Here is a 3,257-nt window from a genome sequence, read left to right on the forward strand (position 1 = left end):
GTTTATACAATGACTTAAATTCTTTAATTAATACCAAGTTAGATTATTTAAGCCAAGAACAACAACAGTTAATCACTAATCATGCTAAGACTTCTGATATAAAAGTTGAAGAAGGGAATATTCTTGATCAACTCAAAAAGAAAAATGAAAAACGTCTCGAAGAACGCGAACAACTGATGGAGAACTGGAAACAAGAAGGCGCGAATAAGCAAGAAATAATGGAACAAGTACGAGAGTTAGATCAAAAAATCATTAATAATGATAACGTCATTGAACAAACATTAAGAGAGGCTGGTCTTTGGGATGATGTAAAAGATCAAATTAATTTTGGTCGAGATGCCCTAGAAAAGCAAGGAGCGCAAATTGATAATAATAATACTAAAACATCAATTGGTATAGGTAAAGAGAAAGAACGAACCAAAGAAGCAGGAAAAGATGTAGATAAAAATATCAATGCAAAAGATAATGGAACAATTAGTGCAATAGATGTTGCTGCTAGACTTGGAGTTTTTAAACCTGTTCGAGCGAAAGACAATGGAACTATAGATGATCTAAATAAAAAAGCAAGTTCTCCAGTAGATAAAGTTGTCAATTTCATTAGTAAGTTTACCCCATGGGCAACCGGAACGCCTGCATCTGGACATCCAGGAGGGAATGCTTTATTAGGTGATGGTGTTGGATTTAACGCTGGGAGTGAGTTAGTAACATTGCCTAACGGTAAGATGTTTTTAAGTGCTGACAAGCCTACCATTTATCCGGATTTACCTAAAGGCACGCAAGTATTACCAGCCTTTAAAACAAAAAGCTTGATGAAATCAATGCCTAAATATGCTAATGGTACCGATGGATGGGAACAAATGCTTGAACCGGTCAATGTTCGTACTGATTTTACTAAGTTACTAGCTTTATTAGGAAAAAAAGATCAAAGCAATACTTTTGGTGGCGATTCAAGATTGGAACAAAAGATTGATAAACTTATGCAAAATATGAATGGAGCAAAGCCTATAGAGGTTAATCAAGAGTTGCATTTCCATTCAACGGAATCTAGTCCAGCTGAGATTGCAAGAAAACAGAAACAAGCTAGTCGTGAGTTAGCAATGGAATGGAGGGGATAGATATTGAGACGATTAACGTATGAGAATGCTAGAGGAGAAAGAATTGTTTTTTATCTATCTCCTATACTCATTGAATCATTAACGGGGATTGGTGAAGTTGATGCAGATTTACAAGGACAAAAGTCACCATATCAAGACGGGGAAACACACCTCGATGTAATTCTACAACCGAGGTTTATAGATTTAGAAGGATCCATTTTAAAAACAGATTTAAGAGAAATGAAGGCTTATAGAAAATACATTTTAAGAGTGTGTAATCCTAAGTTAGGATTAGGAAAAATAACGTTAGAACTTGACGGAGATACAAAAGAAATATTTGGTGTGTTAGATGGTTCACCTTCTTTTCCGGAAAGAGGTCGTGACGTATGGCAGAAGTTTCTTATTACCTGGAAATGCCCAGACCCATATTGGAGAGATCCACAGGAAGTATCCAGGGCATTACGAGCCTATGAAGGTAAATTTACTTTCCCTTTTACATTCCCTGTTCAATTTGGGATAGAAGGAGATGTTACCACCTTGCATAATGATGGGGATACAAGTACTCCAGTTACTATAAGTATTCAAGGTCCAATAAGTAAACCAATGATAGAAAACCGTACGACAGGTAAGCATATAACAGTTAATACTACATTATCACCGGAAGAGATACTTTATATTGACACTTCAAGGCAACATAAACGTGTTGAAATATATAAAGGTAATCAAATTATTAGAGCGATGGGGTATCTCGATCATAATAGTGACTTTTGGGAGTTAGAAGTTGGTAAGAATGAAATACGATACCGAGCTGATGAAGGATTAGCGGAAGCAATTGCTGCTATTAGTTGGCATAACCAATATGTAGGGATGTAAACATTCAAGTTATTGAATGCTTTTTTATTTGGAAAGGAGTGATTTTATGGCTGAATTATCACGTTTTTTTAATAGCGTGACCGGAGATGAAAGAACCTATCAAGCAGAAGATTTTGCACAGTTTTTTCAAAATGTATTAGGGAATGGTTTCTTCGAAGGGTTAGAAGTATCTGCTGAAAATACTACGAATATTATTGTTGCTCCAGGAGCGGGGTTTATAGAAGGTCATGAGTATACAAATACAACAAGCCTAACCTTAGTACATGATCCGGCAGATGCAACAAATGATCGTATTGACCGAATAGTATTGAGGTTGAATAGGGATATAGAAGAAAGAAATATAAAAGCTTTTGTTAAAAAAGGAGAAACATCGAGTAATCCAACTCCGCCAGCATTGACCAGAAATAATTATGTTTATGAAATATCATTAGCCCAAGTACGAATTACTGCTGGTAAATCCTATATTGATAGTTCACAAATAACGGATGAACGAGGGGATAACAGAGTTTGTGGTCGTGTTCAAGTAGCAAGAAGAGTAGGAGACCAGATAAATACGGTTGATATAAAGCCTGTAACTGCTAGACCAGAAGATTATTCGGAAGGTATTTCTCAATTTTATATGAGTGGACGAGATCAAGCGGATATATTTCAAGGATGGTTAGATTCAATTGGTATAAACCCTGGAAAGTACGGAAGAAGTTTAGAGTCATTACGTGCTTATGTTCACACTATAGGAAATCGTACAAATACAGGTGTCCAGACTGTAACTCTTTTCGCTTGGGATTGGAACAATAATTATGAAATATATGGTGAGTTTAAAAGAGCGAATAATGCTGTTTCTTCTAATATTGAGTGGGGGCAATGGCAAGAGAACCAAATCATTGTTGAACAAGGTTCTAATTCTAACGGGGAGTATGTTCGATATTCAAATGGTGTACAAGAATGTTGGGGGAATCCTTTTAGCTTGCAAACATCGACTTCTGTAGGAGCATTATATCGTTCAGATCCTAGGCAGTGGACATATCCAAAAGAGTTTGCTTCTACAAGTGATTTAGTAGTTATGGGGGATATCCGTTCTTTTGACAGATGGGTGACCGTATCAACCATTGATACTACACAGGCAAGTGTATCCGCAATGGGAGTATATAATAGTTCTGCTGCATATACAACTATGCTTTATGCAAAGGGAAGATGGCGATAATATGCAACCTATTAGGGTGTATTCAACGGATTTACAACTACTAACAGAAACCGATAACTATTTAAGCCTTCAGTTCACTCCACGTTTCT

General features: G+C 36.4%; 3 protein-coding genes. All 3 read left to right on the plus strand.

The window, feature by feature from the left end; genetic code table 11:
* Positions 1-1,115, plus strand: a 1,115-nt coding sequence (locus tag C3938_RS00340) for a hypothetical protein (RefSeq protein ID WP_158681491.1), incomplete at its 5' end; no start/stop codon positions are given.
* Positions 1,116-1,118: 3 nt separating this feature from the next.
* Positions 1,119-1,967 carry a phage distal tail protein gene (locus C3938_RS00345; RefSeq protein ID WP_158681492.1) on the plus strand — a complete coding sequence of 283 codons (849 nt, stop codon included), beginning with the start codon at positions 1,119-1,121 and terminating at the stop codon, positions 1,965-1,967.
* A 46-nt stretch (positions 1,968-2,013) separates the two neighbouring features.
* Positions 2,014-3,168: a hypothetical protein gene (locus tag C3938_RS17695; protein WP_158681493.1), complete on the plus strand. Its 1,155-nt coding sequence runs from the start codon at positions 2,014-2,016 to the stop codon at positions 3,166-3,168.
* Positions 3,169-3,257: the final 89 nt, after the last annotated feature.

Origin of the sequence: Microbulbifer pacificus (assembly GCF_002959965.1) — a bacterium.
GTDB classification, from domain to species: Bacteria; Pseudomonadota; Gammaproteobacteria; order Pseudomonadales; family Cellvibrionaceae; genus Microbulbifer; species Microbulbifer pacificus_A.

What these genes read in the sequence shown, in the direction of transcription:
- C3938_RS17695 (WP_158681493.1), top strand. Translation starts at nt 2,014, where the DNA reads ATGGCTGAATTATCACGTTTTTTTAATAGCGTGACCGGAGATGAAAGA.